Raw genomic sequence first — 24,421 nt, 5'->3', positions numbered from 1 at the left:
GATGCGGAACCTTACTCAATTGGCAAATCGGCGGCTTGAACTGTGGACAGAGGTGGCGGAGACGTATCAGCAGGTAACAGGGGCAAGGCAATGGTGATCTGCCGGTCGGTTTCGTCGACCAGAATCTGCTCGCTTCCCAGCCAGTCGTAGCGGGCCGCAATGGCGTCCAGCCCGGGTAGTTGTCGGTCGATCAGGATGGTGCGGGGCTGCCGGCTGTGCCGTACCCAAAGCCGACCTCCGCCCGATGTTTCGATCTGGATAGTCAGCGGGCGGGCCGCTGTAAGGGCATTGTGCTGGCAGATGTGGTCGAGCAGCAACTGTAGCGATAGCGACGGCAGCAGCAATCCGCTGGCGGCGGGGTGAATGTCGATGTGGAGTTGTAGCGCCGCGCCGTAGCGGGCCTCGAGCAGCCGGGCATACGACTGAATAAACCGCACCTCGGCGCTCAACTCGACCAGCGGTTTCTGGTTGGCCTGTAACATGTAGCGATACACCTTCGACAGCTCGTCGACCAGTGCTTCGGCCTGTTTGGGGTCGTCGGCGATCAACGACGAAACCGAGTTGAGGCTGTTGAACAGGAAGTGGGGATTGATGCGCGACCGGAGGCTGTCGAGCTGGATGCGGAGGTTGTCCTGCTCCAGGCTCTGCCGGTCAGACTGGTGGGTGCGCCACTGCGTGAAGGCATAGGCACTTTCGATCAGACCGGCGGCCACCACGCCTGAGATAAAGACGAAGGCTTGCGTCCATTTATGCGTGTCGGCGTTGGCGCGATACCCCAGGAAGTGCGTGACCTCGAACACCCGCAGGCTTACCTCGGCCAGCAGGCAGTTGAGCAACGAAAAGGCAGCCACCATGCTGACCAGCCGCCAGATGGTCTGATCGAAGCCAGGAAAGCGATGAATGATGCGGATGAGCGCGGCGGTATCGACCTCGTTGGCCAGCGTGGAAAGCAACAGCACCACCACCACGCCACTGACAAAGGGCCGCCAGCCCGCAAGCAGCGCTTCCCCGAAGATCAGGTAGCTCACCACCGGGATAAACCACGGCCACAGCAGCAGGTAAATGTAGCGCCGCAGTGGATCGTGTCGGATCGTGTTGAAGAAGCGTGACAGGTACGTTAGCAGTGGTGGCATGCGCGTGGGGGCAGTCGATGCCTTTACCAAAAATACCCCCACTATGGGCAAAATACCGTGCCAGACGTGTATCAGTTGGCACAGGCGCTGTCTGAATTGCGAAAAAACGTGTATGAATTGTCAGGGAACACCCAACCGGCTCAACGCCAGTTGAACAGTCGGGCGGTTACGGGGTTAACTCGGGTACGTCTTACTGCGTTTTCATGACATTCACTACGACTGGTTACCGCTGCTTCCTGATTCTTGCCCTGCTGGGTACGTTGCTAACCGACGGCTTCGGGCAGCGGCAACGTCTGCTCGATCATAACGCCATTGGTTGGTACGTATACAACGGCGATCATAAGATAGCCCAACGCTGGACGCTGCATACCGAATACCAATGGCGCCGTATCGACCTCATACGTACCTGGCAGCAGTCGCTGGCCCGGCTGGGAGTCAACTACAAATCGTCGGATCGGGTAAAATTCGGAGCCGGGTATACGTACTTCACTACCTTCCCCTACGGCGATTACCCCCAGGCTGATCTGGGCGTGCCTTATTCCGAGCACCGGCTGCATCAGGATGTGTCGCTGTCGGAAAGCTACGGTAGGCTGAGCCTGACGCACCGCATCCGGTTGGAACAACGCTGGCTGGCCCAGCTGGCCGACACCGACCCCCGGCAAACCGCCAGTTGGGAGTTTCAGAACCGGGTACGGTACCAGATCGCGGGCGAACTGGCGCTGAACGGCCCTACAGTCGACGACGGGGAGCTCTACCTCAATTTCTTCGATGAGCTGTTTATCGGTTTCGGGCAGAACGTGGGCGAGAACATTTATAACCAGAACCGGATTTCGGTCGGGCTGGGTTATCAGGTGAGCGACGGGCTGCAAATCGAACTCAACGCGCTCAATCAGGTGGTGCAGCACGCCGACACTGACCCTGTATCGGGTCGCCCCGTTTTTGAAATCAACAACGGCTTCCGGCTCAACGTGAATCACTCACTCGATTTCCGGAAAAAGCGTTGATTCTGTTCGCCACTACGTTATTCCTGAATGAGTGGGCGGGGGATGTCGTCGCGCAGGGCAATACCACTGATGGTGTGGGTACGTTGCTGACGCGCCGATTCGAGCAGTACCACTACGGCCAGCAGTACCCAGGCAACGGCCGAATAAACCAGTGGTAGATACCGTAGGTCGGGTATGTTTTTGGTAAGCAGTGCGATGGGTAACCAGCACCCAACCGCCAGCGGTGCCCACCGCTGCCAGCCATATAGCTGCCTTGCCATGAGGATAGCGACGCCGATGGGTAGCATCAGCAGGTTGCTGACCGGCCAGCCCAGATCGACTATGTAGAACAGGGTCGGCTTGTACGTGGGGGCGACCATCTCCCATACGTTCAGGATGTTGGCGAGTGTAAGCGTGACGAGGATGAGGCGGGCGAGCGTGTGGCCCACGCGGCGGGCCTGTAGGCTTCTAGCGTCGAAAACGCCCAAGTCGCGCAGGGCGATAAGGCTGGCCATCCAACCCGAAATGTACAGGATACCCCACAGGCCCATCCAGGGCGAGCGAGAGGCATTGCCGAAAATGGATTCGAGGCTCAGGCCAATGGCCAGGCAGGGGGCGCCGAGAAGGGCAAAGCCGCCCAGCAGTTTCGTATTCATGTAGCTGATTGTTTGTTGATTAAAAGCCAAAACCGACGGTCAGCTGCCAGAGGTCAGAGCGGGTGGGTTGGGTAGTGGCTCCGCCGACGGCAACTGTACGGGTAAAGCCGCCTTCGTGCCGTAGATCGAGTTGCAGGCCCGCCAGCGTGAGACCAACGCCCGCCTGATAGCCCAACGTGGCCTGTTTGGCCGTTTCACCGATAGGCTGCGAGCCATATTGAGCGAAGGTCCCTTTCAGATTACCGTCCAGCACCGTCAGCGATGCCATTGGGCCGGCGTTGATCCGCAGAAGCCCCAACCGTACGCCCAGCAATACGGGCAAGTCGATCGTGCCGACTTTCACCTTGACCGACTCGGTTTCCAGCCCTTGCCGGATGATGTCGAATCGGCCGCCTTTGACAGAAAACAGCAACTCGGGCTGTACATAAAACCGGTTGCCGAAGCGGGCAAACAGGCCACCCACCAGCCCCGCCGAACGGGCGTCGTTCTGTTGGAAGAAGTCATAAACGATGCTGCCACCCGAGAGCACCGGCAGACCATGCTGATCGAGGCGGGGTGTCCGGTAAGACAGGTTGTCGAGCTTCGAGAAATTGGCCCCGACTTTAAGCCCAACGGTGATTTTTTTGGCACCTGACTGCGCCAGTAACGTACCTGACGTGAGCAAGTACGTTAGAATGAGCAACTGAACGTAACGAGTGATCATAGCAAAAGGAGGAAGGCGGCCCGAGGCCGGGTTATCGGTTCTTGACGAGGTCAAAAGTCGGCTGGGTACGTTGCTTCCGAAATGGTGCTATGCATGAGTTGCCAATTGGGCATCACAGACTGTCTGGACGCTCACCTGAACTGATTTTCCACAAAAAAGCCCGCTACCCAAAAGCAGCGGGCTAGCACGAAAGACGGTTTACAGCGTGTTGACCAGCAAAACGATTTCCCAAAACGTATCGCCGTCGAAATTTTCCTCGCTGAAAAGGGTCGTGACCGACGACGTGTAGTCTTTGAACGAGTCTTTGATGGTGACCCCCAGCCGCTTGCCGGTTACTTTGTCGCGGGCCGTGATGGCATACTGACCAACCGGGATGTCGCGGAGGTAATTGTCGTGGGCGGGCATGGTCCTGATGATCGTCTGACCGGTGCTACCGTCGACGAGCGGGCCCACAGGTTGGAGCGTGAGTTCGAGGTTTTCCCAGACTACGTTGTCAACCTGGTGGTGCACCTGCACGGAACCACCCAGCGGCTTGGCGGTGTCGTCATCGTTGGCGGTGCGCTTGCCCGTCAGGCGGAAGACGAAATTGCGCACGGCGCCATCGTAGGCCGAAAACACCCGCGTATTTTCTTCATAAAGCGCCATCTTGAAGTTTTTGCCGTGGTACTTGATCGTAACGGTGCCGCTGGCCGAGTAAGATCCTTCGGCCACGCCCGTGGGCAACTGCATACGATAAACGCCGTTGGCATCGGTATAGGCCGTTGTGGTTTTGTTGTAATAATCGGTGCTGTTGGCGATGATCTGGGCGTTGGCAACCGGCTGCCCCTGACCATCGACGACGCGGCCTTTAACCACGCCTTTTTCGGCTGAAGTGGTACTGGGCGATACCGTATCGCCCGATTGTTTGCAGGCCGCTGCATTAAGGAGCCCGGCGACCAACAGGAGATTGACGATGATTTTCATAGTAAAAAGAGGAAGTAAGAGTAGGTGTAGGCAAAGTTGTCGGGTTGGCTATCCCTCGGAAAAGCAGGTATGTACGAACTGGGATTTGCCGGTTATCAATCGCGGGAAAAGCTGACTAACTTGTGGCCGAACAACCTGACGTATGCAACGAGAGCAACGCTTTGTCGAATCGGGAACCCTGGCCTGGGAGGAACTGGGTGGCGGCCTGAAACGCCAGCTTCTGACCTTCGACGATAACCTGATGATGGTGAAAGTAGCCTTTGACGCGGGGGGCGTCGGAGCGCTGCACACCCACCCACATACCCAGATGAGCTACGTAGAAAGCGGGCGGTTCACCATCCGTATCGACGGCGTCGACCGGGAGTTGGCGGCGGGTGATGCCTATTACATTCCGCCGCACGTACCCCACGGGGCTGTGTGCCTGGAAGCTGGCGTACTGATCGACGTATTTACACCCATGCGTGCCGATTTTGTGTTGTAAGCATCAGTATTGGCGCTGACTAGTTGCGGCTACCATCTTACCGTCTGACCAGGAGCGAAAACTCAGCGTATACCTGTGTGGTCACGTGGGCTGTAACCTTGCAACGGTCTTCTTCGTGGCGAACAACCAGCGAACCGGCCACCCGTCCCTCTACCCGTAGATAGCCTGGAGTAGCAGAGGGCTCCACTTTGGTGAGAAAGACGGTGCACTCGGCGGGCTTCGCCGTAGAACAGGCTTCGTAAACAGACGCGCCATTTTCCTCTAGTTGTTTGCCGGCCTCGTTGCTTGTACCCACTGATGTTTTGTCGAGATCGCACTTGAACGAACCCACCCGCGGATCGTTGACGGAAACGATCATGGTGCCGTTTTTGCCGGTCGAATCCACACCATGTATGGCCAGATTCAGGGTATTGTTGGCGACCGAACCCTGCGCCAGTATGTTACTGCTGAAATCCCGGCCGTTCAACGTAAGCGCGACATCGCCTTTGACATACATCTCACTGAAAAGTACGAGCAGCCCGTTGGTGCCGCCGGTGCTCACGGCAATGCCTATTTTCACCGGGTTGTTGGCCTTGGGTTTCTTGCTGGGCGCCATGTACAGAATTTTGGCATCCTGAAAATCAATCGTCAGGCTGCCCCACGATTGATCGGTCGGGGCCTTGTAACTCCAGTCCTGCCCGTTCAGGTAAGCGCCCCGGACATCTTTGTTGGCCACTGCGGAACGGATAAGCGGGGTTAGCAGGTCGTCTTTGCTGTTGTTGGCCGAGTAACTAGGCCATTCGCCGTTGATGGCCCGAATCAGTTGCAGGTTACGCACTTCGTTGACCACGGCGGTATCTGTTTCGGGCGTTAGCTGGTACTGCGTTATCAGGCTCCACCAGCGCGCTTTTTTCAGGCGTGTGCGGATAATGCGATGCGTCTTGTCGACGATGGCGGGCTGGGTCAGCTGCCAGCTGTTGTCTTTATCCTGGAAGGCAATGCCGATAGCGTCGGCCGACCGGCCCGTGAGGTCACTGTCCTGATAGCGATAATCGAACGTCACGGGTTGCGCAAACGTCAGGGTGTCGGGGCTAATGTGGTAGCCCATACCTACCCCGTTTGGCGCGGTGTTTTCAACGGGCTGTATCGTCAGCTGCGTGGCTTTGCTGACTGACCCGGCCGGAAACGTCAGCGAGAGCTTGCCGTCGGGGCTGGTCACCGACCCGCCGCCTGGGCTGATGGTGGCCGTGAAGGCAGCGCCAATCGGTTTGCCGACCGGCGTAGGGGTGCCGGTAACCGGTAGGTCGGGGCCCGGAACGATGCCTTTATCGTGGGGTTGGCAGGCGAGCAAACCGGCCAGTAGCAGTGAGGTAAGGACAGACCCGGCCTGGTATATTCGTTTCATGACTAAAAGGGTGTGGTTGGTTAGCGATTGGTGTAGCTGATGCCCATCATGTTGCCGCGGTTGGCCGATTCTGTACCGGTAAAATCGACCGTCACCGACGAGGCGTAGGCATAGTCGCTGTCGTTGTAATAGTCGCACACCCGCAGTGCCTGCCCGGTGGGCTTGTACACGGCCGTGATCTTGTAGCGGCCCATGGGAATGTCTTTCAGGAATGTATCGTAACGGCGTTTGGCCCGCAGGGTGAGCGTTTTTCCCGTAGAGCCATCGATCAGCGGACCCACCGGCGTCAGCGTAAACTCGACGTTTTCGTTGTCATACAAATCCATGTTTGGGTCGCGCGACATCTCCAGTGTACCGCCGTAATACAGGTCCAGGCTCTGGTCGGGGATGTGGCCGGTCAGTTTCCACTGGAAGTTGCGAACCGGTTTTTCGCTGTCGGTAAACGAATCGGGGTTCTCGGGATCGAGGTTGATTTTGTATGTCCGGTCGTTGTATTGCTTCAGGATATAGCCTTTGGCCACCCATTGACCAAGGTCCTGAACCAGCTGAATCTGGTAGGTGCCGTCGTTACCGGTTTTCACTTCGGCCCCACGGCCTCTAAAAACCGTATTGTCGGTGTAGACTGTTGCCCGAGGTAGGGCTTTGCCTTGTGGGTCGGTTACTTTACCGACCAGGTAGCCCGCCTTGCCGCCCGGTCCGTTGATCGGGTCGGTGGGTTCGGTAGGGTCGATGGTATTTTTCTTACAGGCAGTCAGGCTAAGGCCGCTGAGCAGCAGGAGCGAGCCGGTAAGGAGGCGGAGGGTTTGGGAGCGATTCATCAGTAGTCTGTTTGTTCTTGTGGTTGCCAGCGTGCACTGACGACACAAAACTGATGGATCGGCTAGGGGGAATTCAACCAGGATCGGTACCAACTGACGTAGGTACGTTGCCAATTGCGCCGGACTGAACCTGAATTGCAAACCGACAACGTACCCACGCGGTGAATAGCCGCTATCTAGAACCGGTTACTTAAGGGTGTACTAACCTGTCTGAAAGGGATGTTATTTGTTTAATATCAGGCAGTTAGGGTAACTAAAATTAGCTAATAATCCGTAGTTTTAGTGGACTAAAACCCGCAGTTCAGTCCATGCAGATGCCGAGTTTTCTCCTGCCCGTAAGCCAGCTTGTTGAGCGATCTCGCCCGACCTTTTTCTCCAGGAGGGAGTGGTGGTTTCATTTAGCCCTAGCCCTGGTCTCGTTTCCGATTGGCAACTACCTCTTTTTTGGCAAGCCGTATCTGAGCGAAGGGCCGGTGTTCGTGGCCGGGAGTCTGGCAGGGCTGCTGATGTATGCCAGTTCGGTGGTCGTGCTCACGCTGCTGGTCCGGCGCATTGTGGCCCATTATCCGGGCTCTCAGCAAACGTTGCACCGGACCCTGGTCATGGTTGTGCTGGTGAGCCTTGCGGCCATGTTGCTGAACCTGATTGAACTTTACCTCTGTAGCCACATAGCGTTGTTCCGGATCGATTTCACCTGGCAAACGCTCAAGTCGATGTGGCTGATTATCGTGTCCTATGTGAGCATTTTCTGCATTGTCCTGAATCTGTTTTACGCCTATACGGAGTGGAAAAAAGAGCAGGTCGAACTAGAGCAGTTGCGCAACCAGACGTTACGGCAGCAGCTCGAGGCGCTCAAGGGGCAGGTCAACCCCCACTTTCTCTTCAACAGCCTCAGCTCCATCTCGGCCCTGATCGGGGAAGACAACGCCCTGGCCGAACGCTTTGTGGATGATCTGGCCAAAGTGTACCGCTACCTGCTTCAGGCGGGCAACCGGCCGTTGGTGCCGCTGGCCGAGGAGCTGACGTTTCTTCAGACCTATGCGCAGCTGCTGGGGGTACGTTACGGGGCGGCCATCCGTATCGAGCTGCCTGTGCAGCCGACGGAGGCGTCGGGGTATCTGCCCCCGCTAAGTCTGCAAACGCTGGTCGACAACGCGCTGGAACACAACAGCATGTCGGCGACGCAACCGCTGGTGATTCAGGTGATGATTCGGCCACCCCTGAAGGTGGAGGTCGTCAACTCGTTACAGCGAAAAAAACGCCATCTGACCACGAACCGGTCTGGTCTGGCCTCGCTCACGGCTCAATTTCAGCAATTGATCACGATGCCGGTGCGTATCGAAGAGACCGAAACGGCCTTCAGCGTAACGCTGCCACTGGTGCAGGATGTGGTGGCAGTTTATTAAAGTACCGACGCCTCAACTGCGGGTGTGATGAGGGGGACTTTGACGAGAAAGCGCGTGTCGTCCTGATAAACCGTCACCGTCGACTGATCGAGCAGCTTGTACTTCAGCATGATGTTTTGCAGGCCAATCTGGCTCGACGGTACCGATAGCTTTTTCTTCTGCAAATTGTTCTCGACATACAGATAAGCCTCCTGCGTGTATAGCCGGATGGTGAGGGGGCGGCTGCTCGAAATGATGTTGTGCTTAATGGCATTTTCAAACAGCAATTGTAGCGTCAGCGGTGGCACCCGGAACGACAGGTACGTTGGATCAACGGCCATATCCAGGCTGATGCCATCGCCAAAACGTGTTTTGATCAGGTGGAAATAGGCTTCGATGAACTGAATTTCGTCGCTCAGCGGGCACAAATCGCGGGTGTTTTGCTGAAGCAAATAGCGATATACCGACGACAGCTGATCCAGAAATTCTTCGGCCAGGGGCGCGTCGCTGCTGATGAGGGCCGATAGCGAGTTGAGGTTGTTGAACAGAAAATGCGGATTGATCTGGGTCTTCAGCGATTCCAGCTGGCTTTGCAGGTTTTCTTTTTTCAGTTCAACGGTTTCGGTATACGACACCCGCCAGCAATGGTATAGATAGAGCCCCTCGTAGTAGGCTGCCACCTGAATGGTGCCGACGACAGAGACCAGTGTGTTGAAGAAATAGGGCTTGAAAAGCAGGTAATCTTCTGTTGGCCAGAGGTTCAGCCAGTGGTAAAAGGCCGTCTGCGTAATGCGGATAAGGGTAGAGAACCCAACGAACCAAAGCAGTTGAAACAACACCCGCTGCCGCGTTTGGGGCAAGGTTGGGTAGCGACGTCGGGATAGGATGATGCCCTGCCGATTGACTTCCCAAACCAGCACCGAACCCAGCACGAAGAAAAACGGAATACGCCAGTCGTCGGGGTAGGGGACGCTGGTGTAACCATACATGATCCATTGCCCTACCAGCGCCAGCAGCGGCACCCCCACGATGCGCATCCACTTGTCGTTCAACCTATGCATGGAGTCGGTGGGTTCGTTCATTGGCAATAACCGGGAGGGTAGCGCAACCAAGTATAAAACTAAGCGCTGAGTCGCTGGATTATACCACCCCGGTTGACTCAAAGCGCACTTACGACGGATCAACTGCGCAAAACCGTGCCTGAACTGTCTGGCCTGTTTGGTGGCCGCAGTCTGTCGAGCCCGTTCAGGTACGTTGCCGGTGACCGAAAAGGTACGATGTTGAGGGGATAGGGATTATCCAGGTACGTTGCTGAAAGGGGCTATGTGAATGTCAGTCAGGCTGTTACAATTTGCGCAGATCAATACACAATCAAGGTATCGTTTTACGCAGTTCAGCCATGAGTTGGTTTCAGAAACAGGGGCGGAGAGGGCAGTTTTGGGCCATCCAAACGCAAATCGCTCTCTTGACCATGAAACTCAATTTCATCACCGCCGCCTTCGCGGTAGCCCTTATCAGCAGCTTGTCGGCCTGCAAAAAGACCGAAACGATAACCCCTACGCCGTCCCAAACACTGGTGGCTAAAGCCGGTACCGATCAGGCTGTGCTACCCACGGGGACTGTCAAACTCGACGGCTCTACCTCTACGGGTACGGGGCCACTGACGTATCAGTGGACGGTGGTACGCAAACCAGGTAACAGCAACATGACGCTCGACGGCGCCAGCAGCGCCACGCTCAGTTTCAACCCCGATATCGTTGGGTACTACGAACTGGAATTGACCGTACGCAGCGGCACCGAACAGAGTCAGGATCGTGTGCTGGTAACGGTCGAATACCCCACACCACTTACGCTCGACAAAGACATCACCAGCAAAACCCGGCTGATGGACCGTATCATCGACCCAGCCAAACCCGATTACATCGTGACCAAAGACCTGGCAACTACGGCCGAACTGACCATTGATCGGGGGGTGGTGATGGCGTTTGAGCGCGACAAACGACTGACGATCGAGAAAGAGGGTACGCTGAACGCGACAGGTGTAGCCGATGGGCGCATCCGGTTTACGGGTACACAGGCCCAAAAAAGCTATTGGGCCGGCCTGATTATTTATTCGCCCAGCACCGCCAACGCGCTGGCGTTTGTCGATATCGAATACGCGGGTAGCCGGGTCGCTTTTACGGGGACGAAAGCCGGACTGGCCCTGTTCGGTAACAACCACGCGCAGATCAGCCTGACCGACAGCCGGTTTACCAGCAACGACGGCTACGGATTGTATGTGCAGGACGGTGCCCTGCTGCGCACGTTTGCTCGCAACGGATTCAGCAAACAAACCGAAGCGCCGGTGTTGATCGATGCCTACAACGCTACCCGGCTGGATGCCGCCTCGGCCTTTACCGGCAGCAATGGCCGCGACGTGGTCGAGATCAGTTCGTCGGCGATCACGGGTGCGCAGGACGTAAAGTGGTCGGCTTTCGGCGACAAAACGCCCTATCGCCTGCTCGGTAACCTGACCATCGAGGCAGGCCTGACGTTGCAGCCCGGCGTGATCGTCGAGGCGGCGCGCGATGGTATCATCAGCGTGAACAAAGGCGGATACCTATCGGCCAAAGGGACGGCGGAACAAAAAGTGACCATTACGGGGGCGGGCCACACGGCAGCCTACTGGCGGGGCGTGATCGTGTATTCGGTCAGCAACCTGACGGTACTCGATGGCGTCGAGATCAGCGGTGGTGGCAGCGCGGCCATTGTGTCCGGGCAGCGAGCCCTGCTGACGGTTTATGGAAAAGGTGCCAAAACAACCGTGAAAAACAGCCGTCTGAGCAACAGCGGCGGTTACGCAATCATGTACACGTCTGACGCCGAGCTGAACACCGATGCCGGATCGGCCAATACGTTTTCGGGCAATGCCCAGGCCAGTTTGTATAAACTGTAGCGCCCCGAACGCCGCCAATAGCGACGCCTCGTTGCTCTCTGATAGTCGGAGGGCGGCGAGGCGTTTGGTTATATGGGCTGTGCAACTGAACCCCGATTTCAAACAGTTTATCCTTGTTTTGTTACCAGACATCCAAATTTGCCAACGCCAGCTGCCTGGTGCGTATCTATCTTTAAAAATAGCTCGTTTACCCTGCTCTCCTCAACGTGATTCGCCCTCGCTTCTTTTCCCACTACGAATGGTGGTACCACCTGGCTATGATGCCGGTGCTATTTCCGCTGGGCAACTACTTCTTTATTGGACCACGTTACTTCCAGTACCTCGACACCTTCGTGGCGGGTACGTTGGTGGTGTTCGGGTTGTACTGGTGTTCCATCATCACGCTGACAGTGGTGGTGCGGCGGGTGATCGCGCGTTTCCCCGACGTGCGCCAGACCCGCACCCGTTTGTGGGCGATGCTGCTGATGGTGGCCTTCTGTACGGTTGTGCTGGCCCCCGTCGACGTGTGGGTGTATAGTCTGGTTCCGGCAACGGGTGTCCGCTTTAGTTGGGCGACCGTGCAGGACATCTGGGTATTGGGCGGCGTGTTCGATGTGCTGCTTTGCACGACTCTGGGTTTGTTCTACACGTTTGAGCAGTGGAAACAGAATGCGACCGAAGCCGAACGCCTGCAACAAACCGTTTTGCAGCAGCAGTTCGAGGCGCTCAAGGGGCAGGTCAACCCCCACTTTCTCTTCAACAGCCTCAGCTCCATCTCGGCCCTGATCGGGGAAGACAACGCCCTGGCCGAACGCTTCGTGGATGATCTGGCCAAAGTGTACCGCTACCTGCTTCAGGCGGGCAACCGGCCGTTGGTGTCGTTGGCCGAGGAGCTGACGTTTCTACAGACCTATGCGCAGTTGCTGGGGGTCCGTTACGGGGCGGCCATCCGTATCGAGCTGCCCACCGAACCGGCCTACATGGCCTGCGTGCCACCTTCAAGCCTGCAAACGCTGGTCGACAACGCCTTGGAACACAACAGTATGTCGGCAGCGCGGCCGCTGGTGATTCAGATTGAGCCGGTGGCGGGGCCGTCGATCCGGGTCACCAATACCCGGCAGCGGAAAAGTCGGGTTATCGTGACCACGCAGCATAGCCTCGTCAACCTGACTGCCAAATACCGGCATCTGACCGACAGACCCGTCGAGATCGAGGAACGTGCCGATACGTTTAGCGTGACGCTGCCGCTGCTCGAAACGCCGGTGGATTCGGTACGCTGACAAACACTCCTTATTTTTAGGGGAACATACGCCCTCAACGAACCAGCCTGCGTATGCCTGTCCCATGAAGCAACTCGTATGGCTACTGATGCTGTCAGCAACGACCAGTTTTGCCCAGGTCAAAAAGCCCGTGAAAGCCACCAAACCCGTGTCGACACGCCCCGTCAGTCAGTCGGTGGCAGCCGCCCAACCCGGTGAGCTGATCTATAAACAGAATTGCCTGTCCTGCCATCAGGCCAACGGCAGCGGCGTGCCCGGCCTGAATCCGCCCCTGCGCGGCACCGACTGGGTGAATGGCGACAAAACGCGCCTGATCGGTGTGTTGCTCAACGGGCTGCAAAACGTGGAAATCGAGGGCGAACCCTACGACAATGTGATGCCTTCGCACGATTTCCTGACCGACGGACAAATCGCTGACGTCTTGACCTACATTCGTAGTAACTTCGGTAACAAAGCCCCGGCTATCACGTCCGACGAGGTGCAGGCGCAGCGGGGGAAGAAGTAATGCAAAATTGATAATGTACGGTGTACGATGAACAATGAATACTGTACAATGGCTGACGATCAGCTGTTTATTCTGTCGCCAGCCATTGTGCATCGTACATTATGCATTGTACATTAACACCCCCCTAAACTCCCTATGAAACCATCTCTCCTAATTATGTTGGCTGTGGTGCTGACGCTGCCTGCGCTGGCGCAACAACCCGCCCCGGTTGGCCTTGAACTCTATAGTTTCCGGGATCAATTCAGCAAGGACGTACCCGGCACGATGGCCATCGTGAAGCAGATGGGGTTTCGGGAGGTCGAAGTCGCCGGTACGTACGGCATGAGCGACGCCGCGTTTCGGCAGGAATTGGACAAAAATGGCCTTAAAGCCGTGAGCATGGGTGCCGATTTCGAGGCGTTGGAAAGCGACGTACCCAAGGTGATCGAGCAGGCTAAAGCGCTGGGAGCCAGTTATGTGGTTTGCGCCTGGATTCCGCATACCGAAGATATCTTTTCGCAGAGCGACGCCGACCGCGCCATCGACGTGTTCAACACCGCCGGGCGGCTGCTGGCCGATCAGAACATCAAATTCTGCTACCACACGCACGGGTATGAATTTGGCCCCGTGCCGGGCTTCAGCGGGAATTACTTCGACTACCTCGCCACCAATCTGAATCCGCGCTTCGTGAACTTCGAGATGGATGTGTACTGGATTAAAGCACCAGGGCAGGATCCGCTCGAACTGCTCAAAAAATACCGTAAACGCTTCCCGCTCGCGCACCTGAAAGACCGCAAGCCGGGTACGCCCCTGACCGCCACCGGCCATGCCGACGTGGAAACGAACGTGGCCCTCGGCGATGGCGATATTGGCATCGCTCAGTTTATGGAGGCTGCCAAACGGGCGGGGGTAAAGCATTTTTTCATCGAAGATGAATCGTCGCGTTCGATGGAACAGATGCCCCGTAGCATCGCCTTCCTGCGCGGACTGAAATAGCCCCTTTAGTAACTCCATCAAGCGTGATTTAAGCTGAATGCGATGAACGCACAACGCGCCGCACTGTGGTTAGTGGGCTGGCTATATGGCAGTTTAGGCTTTGCCATTGCTCAGCACTCAACGGCAACCGTGACAGGCCGTGTGCTCGACGCTAAAACAGGCGAGCCGCTTCCCTTTGCGACGGTTTACATTAACAACAGCTCACGGGGTACCGCGGCAGATGAGCACGGCCGCTATCAATTGACCCACGTACCGCTGGGAAGTCATGAGCTCGTCGGGTCAGTACTGGGCTACAAGGTTGTCCGTCAGCCGCTTCGCCTGGTCGATGTACAACCACGAACAATCGATCTCCGGCTGGAGCCGACCGATCAGGCACTGGCAGCGGTCACCGTCACGGCCCGACATAGCTCGGCCTGGTCACGGCAATTCCGTACGTTCAGCCGCGAGCTGCTGGGCAATCGGCCACAGGCCCGACAGTGCCGTATCCTCAACCCGAATGTCCTGTCATTTCAGGAAGAAAAAGGACATCTGCGTGCGCAGGCGAGCGAACCACTGGTCATTGAAAATGGCGCGCTGGGTTATCAACTGCATTACAACCTGCTGTTCTTCGACCTTTATCAGGGGAAAATGCAGTTTGCCGGTACTGCCCGTTTCGAAGAACTGCCCTCCACTTCGACTCAGCAGAAAGCTGTTTGGCAAGCCAACCGGTTGAAAGTCTACCAGGGCTCGCTGCAACACTTGCTGGTGAATTTGCTGGCCGGTACACATGAGCAGGCTGGGTACGTGGTCTACCGGGCACCGCTTGCCAGCAACGCCAGCGATCAGTCGATGCCCATTGTGGGTATCGGTGATCGTCAATATATCGGAAAGGAGAGGGCTCAGGGGCTGTTCAAGTCGGCCGATCTGCCTTTCGAGCGTCGGCTGCAATCCGATCAGCCGCTGGAGGTTTACTACAATCGGGTCTATGCCGCTAACTCGCCATACCGCGACCTGCCCTACGCCTACTCGCTCCTACTGCTACCAAAAGGCTTCGTGGACCTGACGGTCGACGGTGGCATTACGCAGGGGAACGGCCTGGATGTGCGAGGCTACCTGGGTAATGACCGACTGGCCACTCTGCTGCCGACCGACTGGACGCTGCCCGGTGCAGAGGTAATAACGGCGAGTGATGTGGTCGCTGGCCGCCCCGGCCGGGCCGACGCCGGTGTAGACTCGCTTGTCGCCATGCGCCTTCGTCAGGCCGAGCGAACGCCTCCTCTTGTGTATATCCATACCGACAAGACGCTGTACTGTGCAGGCGATCAGCTTTGGTTGAGTGCTTATGTGCTGGATCCCGCCCGTCAGTTGCCTGTGGCCGGTCGCAGCGGAACGGCCCTGCAGGTAGAATTGATTGCGCCTACCGGCCGGGCGGTACAGCATCAGTGGGTACGTCTATTGGACGGCCGGGCCGCTGCGAACGTTCGACTCGCCGATACCCTCTCCCCAGGTACGTACCACCTGCGAGCCTATACCGCGCTAGATCAGGAAGCCAATGGCCCTGCGTTTGAGTGTTCGTTTCCCGTCTACAACGTCAGGCAGTCCGGCGCGCATGTGCTGGCCGCTGACGAGGTCGCTTCTTTCACCAACGCGAGCGTTGTAGCCCCCTCCGCTGCCGTTGTTGATGTGCAGTTTTTGCCAGAAGGCGGCCGTTGGCTGGCCGACGTAGCGGGACGCGTGGGCATTAAGGCGGTTGGCCCCGATGGCTATGGCCGTGCCCTACGTGGCCGTATCATCGACCAACGCGGCGCGGACGTAGCTCAATTTACAACCAACTGGCTGGGCATAGGGCAAGTGAGCATGACGCCCAAAGCAGGGCAGCGGTACGTAGCGATTGTTGATGCATCGGCGGGCAAGGCTAGTCAGTCGGTGGCCTTACCAGCCGTTGAACCGGAAGGCTGGGCGCTGGCCGTGGATGCTGTGTCAGACAGCAGTCGCCTGACCGTGACGGTGCGCGCTACCGGTCGTTATACCCAACAGCCGGTTTATATCACGCTGCAAAGTCGGGAGCAGTTCGTGTACAATCAGAAATGGACACTGACGAATGGTGCCGCTACCTTCTCGCTGTCGGCGGCTTCGCTCCCTCCGGGCGTTTGTCGGCTGACGCTGTGGGACGCCGCCAGCCAGCCTCGCGCCGAACGGCTGGTATTCGTGCCCGAGCGCGTGGCAGGTACGTCGTTGCGGATCAGTTTATCCAAACCGCAGTATACCGCCAGAGAACAGGTCGCTGTTGGGGTGCAGTTTCGGGATGAAAACGGGTACCCGGTATTGGGTTCCTGGTCAGCGGCTGTAACGGATGCCGACCAATTGCCTGCCGACACGGCGCAGGTCGATATGCGAACGTACCTGTTGCTAACGGCCGGCCTTCGCGGGGTGGTCGAATCGCCCACTTATTATTTGCAAAACGCCCATCGACAGGATCTGGATAACCTGCTGCTTACTCAGGGGTGGCGACGGTTACCGGCGCCGGTCGGGGCCGGTTCGTTGACCGGCTGGGCCTTGGGGGGACACGTTCGGGATGGACGAGGAAAACCCATCGCGAATGCCGCCGTGCTACTGGAGCTGGAACAGGACGGCCAGAAACTAATGCAAAGCCGGACGACGGATGACAAAGGGCGTTTTCAACTTAAGGGGTTACTGAATCAGGACACGATTCAGGTTAAAGGCAGTGTGCCGGGCGCCGATCCGTCTGAAACGCGGCTAACCTTCGATGCCCCCGGCCTTCCGTTCGCTGCTCCAAAAGCGTCAGTACCTAACTGGGCGGCCCTGCGCCCCTGGCTGAACGAAGCCGAAACGCGCCAGGCGGCATGGCCCGCCCTCTACCGGGATTCGACCGCCCGTCAGTTGGCCGAGGTAATCGTCAGGGCGAATAAACGCCCGTCGGAGCGCCCTTTGGACGTGCAACGTAGCAGCCTGCACGGAATGGCCGATGGTGTACTGGTTGTAGACAGAAACACGGCTGCGTCGGCACTCACGCTGTTCGATTTGATCAAACGGGTGCCCGGAATGCAACTCATTGGCGGTCAGATTCGCCTGAACGGTATTGGTAGTTTTGGTGATAACACACCTCTGTACATCGTCGACGGCGTGTATGTGGATGAGCATGTACTGGCGGAAATTAATCCGCTGCAGGTTAGCCGTATTGAGTTGCTGAAACACAGCAGTGCTGCCATGTATGGCGCGCGGGCGGCAGGGGGCATTATTGCTATCTATCTGACTAAAGGCAGCAGCGGCGTCCCCACGATCCGCAGCGGTGTTTCGGCGCTGGTACCCGGTTTTGCCACGTCCCGCGAATTTTACACGCCCCGTTACGAACCGACAGCATCTGAGACGCTGAAGGACAGGCGGGACGTAGTATATTGGCAACCATTAGGACAGAACGACGCCGACGGTCAGGCCAGGCTGCTTTTTCAACTGAATGACACTACCAGGCGGCTCCGGTTGGTCATACAGGGAATAACCAGTGAGGGAGCGCCCATTTCCGCTACGTGGGAGCTACCCGTTCGTCCCTAGCAAGTTGTAAAAAGACATGACTCCGTATCAGCCCGGTCTGCACCTACTGGCTACGTTTTCGGCACCCGTTGCCCGGCTTGTCGACGTGGCGGCCTGCCGCACTACCTTCGATGGCCTGATTGCGACGCTGGGCCTGACGAAGGTGGGCGAAACGTACCACGCTTTTCCCGAAGGCGGCTTCACGGCGGTAGTATGCCTGACCGAATCGCACGTCTCGATTCATACGTGGCCCGAATTCGGGCTGGCTACGTTCGACGTGTTTTTGTCTAACTTCCGGCGCGATAATGCCGCCAAGGTAGAGACGTTCTACGCCGAGACGCTGCGGCAGTTTGAGGGTACCGAGCAAACCAAACACCAGATCCGGCGATGACCGATTCCGAACGCGAGCCTGCTACCACGCCGCAACCGTCGGCCACGCTCGACTGCCCCCGCTGCCAGACAACCATCACTTATTACGACGTAACGGGCAGTTACTACTACGGTTGCCCTAACTGCCACACCTATTTCAAGTACGAAAACGACGACCCGCCCCAGATTCTGCGGCAGTTCGCTCCGATAGGTGGCCAACCGGCCATCGCGCTTGGCTCCGAGGGGTATTTGTTTGGGCAATGGGTACGTATGGTTGGGTGCGTAATCAAGCGCGAAGCCGGCACCCGCTACGACTGGCGCGAGTATTACCTGCTGCTCAATGATGGTTCGTACCGCACCCTGTCGGAATACAACGAGCATTGGATGTGGAGCGAGCCAACCGCCCATACCCTTGTCGCGTATACGAGCAACTACGCGCTATTCGAGTTTGGCAAACACACTGCTCATACCGGGGCCTACGTACACGACCGAACCGATAACCGAAGGTATACGCTTTATAATAAATACCAGATTGAGCTGGTCGGGGCGGTGGGCGAGTTCGACTACAACCTGCTCGACGAAGAGCAGATGACTGTTTACGAATACATTCAGCCGCCAACGATGCTCATTGCCGAAACGGTTGGCGAGAACGTCGACTGGTACGAAGCCCGGTATGTGGAGCCGGAAGAACTGGAAAAAGGCTTCGACCTGGACGCAAAAACGCTGCGCCCGCATTACGGCGTCGGGGCTATTCAGCCCAATCCGACCGACGAACGCTGGCTCCCAACGATCCGGGTGTGGGCGCTGGGCGCCGTCGGGGCGTTGGCGCTGCATCTGTTCCTGGCGATGATCAACCCGCATCCGGCACAGGTGCTGACGCAACATTTTTCAGTGGCGAAGGACACTGCCACGACGGAGGGCCGCCCAACGGTTCGTACCAACTCGTTTCAGGTCAACGGTCCCGCGCACGTGGGTGTAGAGTACGTAACCGACCTCAACAACCACTGGGCTGAGTTTGAAGCCGATATGGTCAATGAGAAAACGGGGCGGACCTATTCGTTCACCAAAGCCGTGGAGTATTATCAGGGCGTCGATGGGGGCGAGAGCTGGAGCGAGGGCGACAAAGCCGACGACGCCTCGCTGTCGCGCATTCCGAGCGGGCGCTATTTTCTGACTATCAAGCCTTATACCGACGAGGCCAATCTGTCGCTGGATGTGCATGTCACGGCGGGCCCGGCGCCGTTTTCCAATGTGCTTGTCTGGCTACTGCTGAGCAGCCTCTATCCCCTATACCTGTTTGCGCGTGGCCGCTGGTTTGAACGCGACCGCTGGGCACAAAGCGACTATAACCCCAACGCTTCGGATGATTAACCGCCTGAAAACCCTGTATCGGCAATACGGCCTGTACCCGTTTTTTATCCTGTTTGGGCTGGGTGTCTTTGCCTGGGCCGAGCTATCTGGCACCCGCCTGCTGGGCGACGACAAAGAAGAGACGTCGTCATCATCGGTGCGGCGTGGATACCGGGGCCGCACATCGTTTTACCATAAATAACCAATCGTCTCATGGATTACCTGAACCTGAAAGCCCTTGTTGCCTCGGTGGTGTACTCGCTGCTGGGCATCATCATTCTGGTGATTGCCTTTGTGGTGATCGAAAAGATTGCGCCCGAAAACCTCTGGAAAAAGATTGTCGATGAGCAGAATATGGCCCTGGCAATCATGGCCGCCGGGTTCATGCTGGCCGTAGCGATCATCATCGGTTTCGCATCGCATGGTTGATCCGGCACCGCCAAGTGGCGTGAATGAACGCGGGACGTACCTACCCGGGAGCCGGGGGCGGCTGGCTCCGCCGCGGCAGTGGCTGTTGCTGCTGGCGGTGTTTGTCATTGCCACTTGCGGGCTCATATACGAGCTCATTGCGGGTACGTTGGCAAGCTACCTGCTGGGCGACTCGGTCACGCAGTTTTCGACCATCATCGGTGTCTATCTGTTCTCGATGGGCATCGGCTCGTGGCTGTCGAAATTTGTAGAGGGCAACCTGCTGCGCTGGTTCATTCGCGTCGAATTGCTGGTGGGATTGGTGGGCGGATTCAGCGCGCCGCTGCTCTTTGTGTTGTTTGAATATGTCGCCTCGTTCCGGCTCATGCTCTACAGTCTCGTTGGCCTCACGGGCATCTTGGTCGGGCTGGAAATTCCGCTGCTGATGCGTATTCTGGAAGATCAGTTGTCGTTTAAAGAGCTGGTTTCCAAAGTGTTTACCTTCGATTATATCGGAGCGCTGCTGGCGTCGCTCATCTTCCCGCTGGTGTTGGTGCCGTATCTGGGGCTGGTACGGTCGTCGGTACTGTTTGGGCTGCTCAACGTGGGCGTGGCGGGCTACCTGCTGGCTCAGTTTGCCGAGACGCGTCCCTACCGCCGGTCGATGGGGTGGGCCGTGGCGCTGTCCGTGCTGGCGTTGCTGGCGGCGTTTATCGGTGCCGACCGCATCGTAACCTTTGCCGAAACGGCGACTTTCCGCGACACGGTCATTTTCAGTAAGAATACGCCTTACCAACGACTGGTACTGACCCGCAATGCGCACGAAATGCGGCTGTATCTGAACGGCAACCTGCAATTCAGTTCGGTTGATGAGTACCGCTATCACGAAGCGCTCGTTCACCCCGCCATGCGGCAACTGCCGCAGGCGAGCCGCGTGCTGGTGCTGGGTGGCGGCGATGGCCTGGCCGTGCGCGAACTGCTGCGCTACCCTCACCTGCGCCAGATCGATCTGGTCGACCTCGACCCCGCCATGACGCGGCTGTTCCGGCAAAACACCCTCCTGACGACCCTCAACGCCAATGCGCTGAATCACGCCAAGGTTCGCGTCTGGAATGACGACGCCTACAACTGGGTACGTACCGATACCACCCGTTACGACCTGATCGTGATGGACTTCCCCGACCCGTCGAATTACAGCGTGGGCAAACTGTACAGCACGGCCTTTTATCGCGAATTACCCCGCCTGCTCCGGCCCGGCGGTCGGATGGTGGTGCAGTCGACGTCGCCGTTTATGGGGCGGCGGTCGTTCTGGTGCATTGTTCACACGCTACAGGCGGTGGGGTTTCAGACGCAGCCTTACCACGCCTACGTACCGTCGTTTGGCGAATGGGGCTATGTGCTGGCCTATCCTTCGGCGGGCAACGTACCTGGCGACCCGTTTGCCCGCGCGACAGGTACGTTGCCCGCTGGTCTGCGCTACGTAAACGCGCAGACGCTCGGCGAAATGGGTAATTTCCCGCCCGATATGGCCGAACTGCCCACCGACGTGAACCGGCTCAACAATCAGGTGCTGGTGCGCTATTTTGAAGAAGACTGGGGTAAATGGCAGTAGCTCACTGCGCACCGTTCAATGCCGACACGCCGTAAGTTTATCGCCCAAACCACCCTCGGCGCTGCCGCGCTGGCAACCGGCGCAGTGGGTTGCCAGTCGGGCGGGAAGCCGGCCAGCGCCTCGTTTTTTGAGCAGCTAAGCGGTTCCGACGCCGCCATTCCGGGGCAATTACTGGGTCCCAATCAGGCGGCGGGGCATCGGTTTCGCGATGGCCTAGCGTTTCCCGCACCAACCCAAACCAGCCAAACGGACGTGCTCATCATAGGCGGCGGCGTAGCGGGATTATCGGCGCGGCGGTGGCTGCACAAACAGGGCGTGCGCGATGTACTGCTGCTCGAACTGGAAGATGAGGTAGGTGGTAACGCGGCGCATGGTCAAAACACAAGCTCGGCCTATCCCTGGGGGGCGCATTACCTGCCCATTGCCGATCCCACCGACCGCGAGCTGATCGATTTCCTAACCGAGAGCCGCCTCATCACCGGCTTTGACCGGGGGCTACCCGTCTACGACGACTACGCGCTCTGCCACGACCCCGAAGAACGCCTGTTCCTGCACGGGCGCTGGCAGGAAGGATTGGTGCCGCACGAAGGTATCACCGAGGCTGATAAAGGGCAGATTGCTCGTTTTTTTGCTTTGATCGACCAGCTGAAAAAGGCCGTCGGCAACGACGGAAAACCCGCCTTCGCCATTCCGCTTGACCGCTCCTCGGCTGACCCAGCCTATCGGCAGCTCGACGCGATTTCGCTGGCAACGTACCTGGATCAGCAGGGCTACACGTCGACGTACCTGCGCTGGTACCTGGCCTATTGTTGTAAAGATGATTATGGCAGCCTGCCCGAACAGACCTCGGCCTGGGCGGGGCTGCATTACTTCGCGGCCCGGCGGGGGCAAGCCGCCAACGCGGATAGTTCAGCCGTGCTCACCTGGCCCGAAGGCAATGGCTTCCTGGTAGACCAGTTACGTCAGCAGGGTGCAGCGCCTATCCGGTCGAACGCGCTCGTTTATGCGCTACAACGTACCCAGACAGGCATCGAAGCGCTGGTATACGACACTCACCGGCACACGACGGCCCGCGTGCTGGCCCGGCGGGTTATTCTGGCCATCCCGCAGTTTGTGGCCGCGCGGCTCCTGACCCCACTCGACCCCGACCGGGCCAAGCTGGCTTCGGCGATCCACTATGCACCCTGGCTGGTGGCGAATCTGACGGTCAACGACTTGGCGCAGGCAAAGGGTGCACCGCTATGCTGGGACAACGTGCTGTATGGCACCGAGTCGGTGGGGTATATCGTGGCGAACCATCAGCACCTGACCAACGACCCACAACGGGTACTGACCTGCTACCGACCCCTCTGCCACAGCGACCCGGCCGTGGCCCGGCGAATGGCTTACGAAACGCCCCGCGAAGTATGGTTGTCGCAAGTGCTGGACGAACTGGAAACCGCTCACCCCGGCCTGCGCGCGCAGGTGCAACAGGCCGACTTCTGGGTGTGGGGCCACGGCATGGTGTCGCCCACGCCCGGCTACATCTGGGGCCATGTTCGCGCGCAACTGAGCCAACCCGTTGCGGATAGCATCTATCTGGCCCACTCAGACCTCAGCGGCGTATCTGTTTTTGAAGAGGCCTTCCATCAGGGCATTCGTGCGGCCAGCGATGTGCTATCTACTCGCCATATGTGAGCTTGAACCGGCTTAAATCGGGTTTACGGAGCTTTTTACGAGCGATTTCATAGTCGTAGATGAGCCGGCCGAGATTGCCCATGAACGGGAAACCGACGGTGTCGTAGTCGTACTTGTCGTCGTTGAAAATGCCATCGCTGTTGCACGAAATCATGGCCGTGACCATAAACTCGATGCCTTTGTCGAAATCGACGATGTAGGCGTTGTCGAGCAGGTAGCCGTAGGCATCGCCCACTTTATTAAAAATCCGAATCGAACCGGGTAGAGGCGTTTTCCGATCGCCGACCATTAGAAATTTGCAGTAACTATCATACAGCTTTGGGTCGGCCTGATAGTTGGGCCAGCGTGTTTCGCGCGGCAATTGCGACATGTACTGGTACACAAACCGGTAGTCGTCGGGCGCCAGCTGAAAGCGCTGGTTGGCCGGTACGGCTTCAGGAAAGAGCACTGCCCTCAGGATCGCCTGCTGTTCCTCCAGCGGAAAGCAGTTGCGGCCCGTAAAGTCGAACGGCTGTTTCACCAGCGAATCGCCCGCATAGAACGAGCCACCGGCCATATAGCCGGTCCCGCGCAAAATGCGCCCGGCGGGTGCGGGTGTGTGATCGCAGAATTGAGCGGGCAGCGAGGTCATTAGCCGCGCCAGCGTGGTGTCCAGCGTTTTCGTGAGCTGACTGATATCGCTGATCTTGACAACGGGCGACGTGCTTTGATTCGTCAGAAACGTAACCGGGTTGGTGTGCGCGTTCTGGTCGGGCGTTAGGGGCAGTGATAGCCGGTGCGTGAAGCGGTGGCCGAGGTAACCTTTGGCGCGTAGATCGTCGTTGAAGCCACATTGGCCTAGCAATTCGTAGAGTCGGTTGTAGGCGTCGTTGTCGCTGACGAGCAGAATCTTTCGGGCATACTGCGCCACCGACGGCTTGCCGTTGCGGGCGGTGGTGTCGCGCCACGCCCGCTTTTGCCCGCTGTAAGCCGAGTCGGTGATCATCGGCGCGTCGCGCGGGATACCCAGCTTGTTTAGCTTTTCCAGCGCCATGAGCACCGCCGGGAGTTTAACCGTACTGGCCGGGTAGAAATAGCGGTCTTTGTCGACCCGGTACTGAAACGTGCGAAACGACGGTCGATTCTGCGCGTCACGGTCGATCTGCGTGTAGATAATCTGCACGTCGTGCCGCTCGGGATGGGCCAGCACCGCGCTGAACTGCTCGGGCCGACTCGCCAGCAAATCGACCAGCAGCTTGTCCGTCTTGCCCTGATTGGGCGATTGGGCCAGCGCCGTTGCTGACGCCATATAGCCGAA

22 protein-coding genes are annotated in these 24,421 nt (G+C 57.9%); 14 read left to right on the top strand and 8 right to left on the bottom strand.

The window, feature by feature from the left end:
- Positions 1 to 11 precede the first annotated feature (11 nt).
- Positions 12 to 1,133 (bottom strand): sensor histidine kinase, encoded by a 1,122-nt coding sequence (locus ACAW74_RS05835; protein ID WP_370697269.1) that lies wholly within the window; start codon positions 1,131 to 1,133, stop codon positions 12 to 14.
- 203 nt (positions 1,134 to 1,336) lie between these two features.
- Here ACAW74_RS05835 and ACAW74_RS05830 point away from each other — a divergent pair, with 203 nt between their 5' ends.
- Entirely contained in the window at positions 1,337 to 2,137 is an 801-nt protein-coding gene (locus ACAW74_RS05830; protein ID WP_370697268.1) for a DUF2490 domain-containing protein, read from the top strand.
- Positions 2,138 to 2,154: 17 nt separating this feature from the next.
- Here the strand turns inward: ACAW74_RS05830 and ACAW74_RS05825 are convergent, their stop codons facing one another.
- The 3 genes from ACAW74_RS05825 to ACAW74_RS05815 all read right to left on the bottom strand — a co-directional run bounded on the left by ACAW74_RS05825 (position 2,155) and on the right by ACAW74_RS05815 (position 4,438).
- On the bottom strand, positions 2,155 to 2,772 hold the full coding sequence (locus ACAW74_RS05825) for a hypothetical protein (protein WP_370697267.1): 618 nt from the start codon (positions 2,770 to 2,772) through the stop codon (positions 2,155 to 2,157).
- 19 nt (positions 2,773 to 2,791) lie between these two features.
- Positions 2,792 to 3,475: an outer membrane beta-barrel protein gene (locus ACAW74_RS05820; RefSeq protein WP_370697266.1), complete on the bottom strand. Its 684-nt coding sequence runs from the start codon at positions 3,473 to 3,475 to the stop codon at positions 2,792 to 2,794.
- 198 nt (positions 3,476 to 3,673) lie between these two features.
- Positions 3,674 to 4,438 (bottom strand): carboxypeptidase-like regulatory domain-containing protein, encoded by a 765-nt coding sequence (locus tag ACAW74_RS05815; protein ID WP_370697265.1) that lies wholly within the window; start codon positions 4,436 to 4,438, stop codon positions 3,674 to 3,676.
- Between the two features lie 142 nt (positions 4,439 to 4,580).
- Between ACAW74_RS05815 and ACAW74_RS05810 the strand changes: the two genes are divergently transcribed.
- Positions 4,581 to 4,919, top strand: a complete 339-nt coding sequence (locus ACAW74_RS05810; protein WP_370697264.1) for a cupin domain-containing protein — start codon at positions 4,581 to 4,583, stop codon at positions 4,917 to 4,919.
- 37 nt (positions 4,920 to 4,956) lie between these two features.
- On the opposite strand, the gene ACAW74_RS05805 is transcribed toward ACAW74_RS05810, so the two are convergent.
- Together ACAW74_RS05805 and ACAW74_RS05800 are read right to left on the bottom strand one after the other, a co-directional pair.
- Positions 4,957 to 6,303, bottom strand: coding sequence for a hypothetical protein (locus ACAW74_RS05805; protein WP_370697263.1), 1,347 nt, complete (start codon positions 6,301 to 6,303; stop codon positions 4,957 to 4,959).
- 20 nt (positions 6,304 to 6,323) lie between these two features.
- The gene (locus ACAW74_RS05800; protein ID WP_370697262.1) at positions 6,324 to 7,121 is read right to left on the bottom strand and encodes a carboxypeptidase-like regulatory domain-containing protein; all 798 of its coding nucleotides are present in this window, start codon (positions 7,119 to 7,121) and stop codon (positions 6,324 to 6,326) included.
- Between the two features lie 314 nt (positions 7,122 to 7,435).
- On the opposite strand from ACAW74_RS05800, the gene ACAW74_RS05795 reads away from it, so the two are divergent.
- Complete coding sequence (locus ACAW74_RS05795) at positions 7,436 to 8,527, top strand: sensor histidine kinase (RefSeq protein WP_370697261.1); 1,092 nt, start codon at positions 7,436 to 7,438, stop codon at positions 8,525 to 8,527.
- On the opposite strand, the gene ACAW74_RS05790 is transcribed toward ACAW74_RS05795, so the two are convergent.
- Positions 8,524 to 9,567: a sensor histidine kinase gene (locus ACAW74_RS05790; protein WP_370697260.1), complete on the bottom strand. Its 1,044-nt coding sequence runs from the start codon at positions 9,565 to 9,567 to the stop codon at positions 8,524 to 8,526. The genes ACAW74_RS05795 and ACAW74_RS05790 overlap by 4 nt on opposite strands.
- A 410-nt stretch (positions 9,568 to 9,977) precedes the next feature.
- Here ACAW74_RS05790 and ACAW74_RS05785 point away from each other — a divergent pair, with 410 nt between their 5' ends.
- The 11 genes from ACAW74_RS05785 (at position 9,978) to ACAW74_RS05735 (ending at position 23,124) form a co-directional block, all read left to right on the top strand.
- Positions 9,978 to 11,441: a PKD domain-containing protein gene (locus ACAW74_RS05785; RefSeq protein ID WP_370697259.1), complete on the top strand. Its 1,464-nt coding sequence runs from the start codon at positions 9,978 to 9,980 to the stop codon at positions 11,439 to 11,441.
- Between the two features lie 206 nt (positions 11,442 to 11,647).
- On the top strand, positions 11,648 to 12,700 hold the full coding sequence (locus ACAW74_RS05780; protein ID WP_370697258.1) for a sensor histidine kinase: 1,053 nt from the start codon (positions 11,648 to 11,650) through the stop codon (positions 12,698 to 12,700).
- A gap of 64 nt (positions 12,701 to 12,764) precedes the next feature.
- The gene (locus ACAW74_RS05775) at positions 12,765 to 13,205 is read left to right on the top strand and encodes a c-type cytochrome (RefSeq protein WP_370697257.1); all 441 of its coding nucleotides are present in this window, start codon (positions 12,765 to 12,767) and stop codon (positions 13,203 to 13,205) included.
- A 135-nt stretch (positions 13,206 to 13,340) separates the two neighbouring features.
- Positions 13,341 to 14,180, top strand: a complete 840-nt coding sequence (locus tag ACAW74_RS05770) for a sugar phosphate isomerase/epimerase family protein (protein ID WP_370697256.1) — start codon at positions 13,341 to 13,343, stop codon at positions 14,178 to 14,180.
- 42 nt (positions 14,181 to 14,222) lie between these two features.
- On the top strand, positions 14,223 to 17,729 hold the full coding sequence (locus tag ACAW74_RS05765; protein WP_370697255.1) for a carboxypeptidase regulatory-like domain-containing protein: 3,507 nt from the start codon (positions 14,223 to 14,225) through the stop codon (positions 17,727 to 17,729).
- 16 nt (positions 17,730 to 17,745) lie between these two features.
- Positions 17,746 to 18,099 carry an S-adenosylmethionine decarboxylase family protein gene (locus tag ACAW74_RS05760; RefSeq protein ID WP_370697254.1) on the top strand — a complete coding sequence of 118 codons (354 nt, stop codon included), beginning with the start codon at positions 17,746 to 17,748 and terminating at the stop codon, positions 18,097 to 18,099.
- On the top strand, positions 18,096 to 19,448 hold the full coding sequence (locus tag ACAW74_RS05755; protein WP_370697253.1) for a DUF4178 domain-containing protein: 1,353 nt from the start codon (positions 18,096 to 18,098) through the stop codon (positions 19,446 to 19,448). Before ACAW74_RS05760 ends, ACAW74_RS05755 begins: the two co-directional genes overlap by 4 nt.
- Complete coding sequence (locus ACAW74_RS05750; protein ID WP_370697252.1) at positions 19,441 to 19,629, top strand: hypothetical protein; 189 nt, start codon at positions 19,441 to 19,443, stop codon at positions 19,627 to 19,629. Before ACAW74_RS05755 ends, ACAW74_RS05750 begins: the two co-directional genes overlap by 8 nt.
- Before the next feature lie 11 nt (positions 19,630 to 19,640).
- On the top strand, positions 19,641 to 19,856 hold the full coding sequence (locus tag ACAW74_RS05745) for a DUF350 domain-containing protein (protein WP_015334208.1): 216 nt from the start codon (positions 19,641 to 19,643) through the stop codon (positions 19,854 to 19,856).
- Positions 19,849 to 21,447, top strand: a complete 1,599-nt coding sequence (locus tag ACAW74_RS05740; RefSeq protein WP_370697251.1) for a polyamine aminopropyltransferase — start codon at positions 19,849 to 19,851, stop codon at positions 21,445 to 21,447. Before ACAW74_RS05745 ends, ACAW74_RS05740 begins: the two co-directional genes overlap by 8 nt.
- A gap of 18 nt (positions 21,448 to 21,465) precedes the next feature.
- The gene (locus ACAW74_RS05735) at positions 21,466 to 23,124 is read left to right on the top strand and encodes a flavin monoamine oxidase family protein (RefSeq protein ID WP_370697250.1); all 1,659 of its coding nucleotides are present in this window, start codon (positions 21,466 to 21,468) and stop codon (positions 23,122 to 23,124) included.
- On the opposite strand, the gene ACAW74_RS05730 is transcribed toward ACAW74_RS05735, so the two are convergent.
- On the bottom strand, positions 23,108 to 24,412 hold the full coding sequence (locus ACAW74_RS05730; RefSeq protein ID WP_370697249.1) for a serine hydrolase: 1,305 nt from the start codon (positions 24,410 to 24,412) through the stop codon (positions 23,108 to 23,110). The two genes, ACAW74_RS05735 and ACAW74_RS05730, sit on opposite strands and share 17 nt — an antisense overlap.
- Positions 24,413 to 24,421: the final 9 nt, after the last annotated feature.

The sequence above is a fragment of the Fibrella musci genome (genome assembly GCF_041321105.1).
GTDB lineage: Bacteria > Bacteroidota > Bacteroidia > Cytophagales > Spirosomataceae > Fibrella > Fibrella musci.
The sequence above is the reverse complement of the archived record's forward strand: the minus strand, read 5'-3'. Positions and strand labels throughout refer to the sequence as shown.

Bases quoted from the DNA above. Each gene is read 5' to 3' on its own strand.
- ACAW74_RS05835 (WP_370697269.1), bottom strand. From the start codon at position 1,133: ATGCCACCACTGCTAACGTACCTGTCACGCTTCTTCAACACGATCCGA.
- ACAW74_RS05740 (WP_370697251.1), top strand. From the start codon at position 19,849: ATGGTTGATCCGGCACCGCCAAGTGGCGTGAATGAACGCGGGACGTAC.
- ACAW74_RS05735 (WP_370697250.1), top strand. From the start codon at position 21,466: ATGCCGACACGCCGTAAGTTTATCGCCCAAACCACCCTCGGCGCTGCC.
- ACAW74_RS05745 (WP_015334208.1), top strand. From the start codon at position 19,641: ATGGATTACCTGAACCTGAAAGCCCTTGTTGCCTCGGTGGTGTACTCG.
- ACAW74_RS05825 (WP_370697267.1), bottom strand. From the start codon at position 2,772: ATGAATACGAAACTGCTGGGCGGCTTTGCCCTTCTCGGCGCCCCCTGC.
- ACAW74_RS05810 (WP_370697264.1), top strand. From the start codon at position 4,581: ATGCAACGAGAGCAACGCTTTGTCGAATCGGGAACCCTGGCCTGGGAG.
- ACAW74_RS05805 (WP_370697263.1), bottom strand. From the start codon at position 6,303: ATGAAACGAATATACCAGGCCGGGTCTGTCCTTACCTCACTGCTACTG.
- ACAW74_RS05800 (WP_370697262.1), bottom strand. From the start codon at position 7,121: ATGAATCGCTCCCAAACCCTCCGCCTCCTTACCGGCTCGCTCCTGCTG.
- ACAW74_RS05760 (WP_370697254.1), top strand. From the start codon at position 17,746: ATGACTCCGTATCAGCCCGGTCTGCACCTACTGGCTACGTTTTCGGCA.
- ACAW74_RS05785 (WP_370697259.1), top strand. From the start codon at position 9,978: ATGAAACTCAATTTCATCACCGCCGCCTTCGCGGTAGCCCTTATCAGC.
- ACAW74_RS05770 (WP_370697256.1), top strand. From the start codon at position 13,341: ATGAAACCATCTCTCCTAATTATGTTGGCTGTGGTGCTGACGCTGCCT.
- ACAW74_RS05775 (WP_370697257.1), top strand. From the start codon at position 12,765: ATGAAGCAACTCGTATGGCTACTGATGCTGTCAGCAACGACCAGTTTT.
- ACAW74_RS05830 (WP_370697268.1), top strand. From the start codon at position 1,337: ATGACATTCACTACGACTGGTTACCGCTGCTTCCTGATTCTTGCCCTG.
- ACAW74_RS05750 (WP_370697252.1), top strand. From the start codon at position 19,441: ATGATTAACCGCCTGAAAACCCTGTATCGGCAATACGGCCTGTACCCG.
- ACAW74_RS05765 (WP_370697255.1), top strand. From the start codon at position 14,223: ATGAACGCACAACGCGCCGCACTGTGGTTAGTGGGCTGGCTATATGGC.
- ACAW74_RS05730 (WP_370697249.1), bottom strand. From the start codon at position 24,412: ATGGCGTCAGCAACGGCGCTGGCCCAATCGCCCAATCAGGGCAAGACG.
- ACAW74_RS05820 (WP_370697266.1), bottom strand. From the start codon at position 3,475: ATGATCACTCGTTACGTTCAGTTGCTCATTCTAACGTACTTGCTCACG.
- ACAW74_RS05790 (WP_370697260.1), bottom strand. From the start codon at position 9,567: ATGCATAGGTTGAACGACAAGTGGATGCGCATCGTGGGGGTGCCGCTG.
- ACAW74_RS05815 (WP_370697265.1), bottom strand. From the start codon at position 4,438: ATGAAAATCATCGTCAATCTCCTGTTGGTCGCCGGGCTCCTTAATGCA.
- ACAW74_RS05755 (WP_370697253.1), top strand. From the start codon at position 18,096: ATGACCGATTCCGAACGCGAGCCTGCTACCACGCCGCAACCGTCGGCC.
- ACAW74_RS05795 (WP_370697261.1), top strand. From the start codon at position 7,436: ATGCCGAGTTTTCTCCTGCCCGTAAGCCAGCTTGTTGAGCGATCTCGC.